2 protein-coding genes are annotated in these 1942 nt (G+C 34.4%); one reads left to right on the top strand and one right to left on the bottom strand.

Annotated features, from left to right (window positions below; all coding sequences use genetic code 11):
* Nucleotides 1-313 precede the first annotated feature (313 nt).
* Entirely contained in the window at nucleotides 314-1708 is a 1395-nt protein-coding gene (locus ACMHKH_RS14570; RefSeq protein WP_413521341.1) for a methylenetetrahydrofolate reductase C-terminal domain-containing protein, read from the top strand.
* On the opposite strand, the gene ACMHKH_RS14565 is transcribed toward ACMHKH_RS14570, so the two are convergent.
* Nucleotides 1705-1942: epoxyqueuosine reductase QueH (locus tag ACMHKH_RS14565; protein WP_413521340.1), on the bottom strand; the 238-nt coding region annotated here is incomplete at its 5' end. The two genes, ACMHKH_RS14570 and ACMHKH_RS14565, sit on opposite strands and share 4 nt — an antisense overlap.

Here is a 1942-nt window from a genome sequence, read left to right as displayed (position 1 = left end):
ATACTCACATACTCACATACTCACAATAATTTTGAAAGTTTGTAATAATATTTGTCAAATGAAAGTTGTGAATCGCTACGCCTGTGCCTGACTCAAGCAAATTAGCCTCCGATATAGTCGGGGCGGTTCACAACCAAAAACTTGGTAACCCGCCACCTCAGTTTAAATTGCTTGTTTCAAGTTAAGAGTAGGGTATATAACAATAAAAATAAGAGTGTTATAGCTCTCATTTTTGACTTAGAATAAGGTGCGTATGATGTTAGACATTACATCATATTTTTTATTTTGAACTCTCAATCATTCGTAGTAACTTATGGCCGACCTTGTGCATTATTTTTCACAAAATAAATTTTGTGTTTTGATCGAATATCTAACATCTATACCAAATAAGTTTGCTGTCAAAACTATGCTTACAGATTTTCCAGCATTGATGACTTTAGCAGATCGAGTACATTCAGATCAAGATATGAGTCCACTTGATGCAAGTTTTTTTTATCCAGCAGGAATTGATAAAGTATTGCACTTTGCAGGTAAAGATAGAGATATACAGGATTTTTACAAATTTTTAGATCAAGCAAATTCTGCCAATATTCAAAACTTACTTTTACTTACTGGTGATAAATTAAAAAATCATGTTGATGAAGACTCGTATCTGAAGCGTACACGTTATTTAGAGTCTGTAAATGCGGTAATGACTGCCAAACAACATGGTGGATTTAATATCGGAGTCGCATTCAATCCATTTAAATATAATGAAGCTGAACATGATGCTCAATATTTTAAACTTCATAAAAAAATACATGCTGGTGCAGATTTTATCATCACACAATTAGGCTATGACATTGACGCCTTAAAGCATTGCAAAAAAATTATGCATGAAAATGGCTATACACAAAAAATTTTAGCCTGTGTCATGCCGCTAAATCTGGGACGTGCAAACTTTATGTTAAAACATAAAGTTGCTGGAATTGTTATTACTCCACATATGGTAAAAGTATTGGAAGATGAGAAAAAATCTGGGAAAAATGAGTACGCTTATAGACGTTGTGCATTACAAATTTTAATTTGTAAACAACTTGGTTTCGCAGGTATTCACCTATCTGCTTGCCATAATCCTGATGAACAATTGTTACTTGAACATTGGATTAATGCGTATCGTCATCTGGATTTAAATGCACTTGAATTATTATGGAATTCATTATGGCAAGTTAAAACAGGAAAAGAATTTATACCTGATTTTTCATATTCTTCGAAACAACCGTCAATAGGACAATTAATCAAATATCATCATTTACACATGATGCATAACACATTCTTTGATGCAAAACTTGCTAGATCATTTGGTCGCTTTATTTTTAAAGCTTCTTTTTGGGAAAAACAGTCTACTACCAAAGCTTTGTTAAAAACAGAATGGCTAAGTAAGCACGCTGTTTTAGGTTGTGAGAGTTGTGGGCAATGTCGTTTGGGAGAAACAATATATATTTGTCCAGAAACCTGCCCCAAAGGTTTGGCCAATGGTCCATGTGGTGGAACCACATTGGATTACTGTGAGTTCGGTGATCGAGAATGTATTCATTCAGTCAAAGCTAGGCTTGCTAAAGTTGTGGGGCAAACGCATATTTTAAAAGAAAAACTGATTCCAACAGTTCCTATTACAATACGTGGAACTAGCTCTTGGAAAAACTGGTATTTAAAGACAAAAGCTTAACTTTTTTCATCCATCACATTTGAATAAAACTTCACACCAAGTTTAATTCGCTCACGATCATTTTTCATCCGCCATCTATTGGTATCTCTTAGTGAATAGACACACCCACAATATTCTTGCTGATAGAACTCTTCTTTCTTACTAATTTCAAGCATACGAACAGCACCGCCATGTTTGCGCCAATTGTAATCCCAATACGTAATGCCATCATAGTGAGATGCAGATTGATGACCA

Source organism: Psychrobacter glacincola (assembly GCF_965118485.1).
In the GTDB taxonomy this organism is placed as follows: domain Bacteria; phylum Pseudomonadota; class Gammaproteobacteria; order Pseudomonadales; family Moraxellaceae; genus Psychrobacter; species Psychrobacter glacincola_D.
Note: the sequence above shows the minus strand (reverse complement) of the source record. Positions and strands in the feature narration are given on the sequence as shown.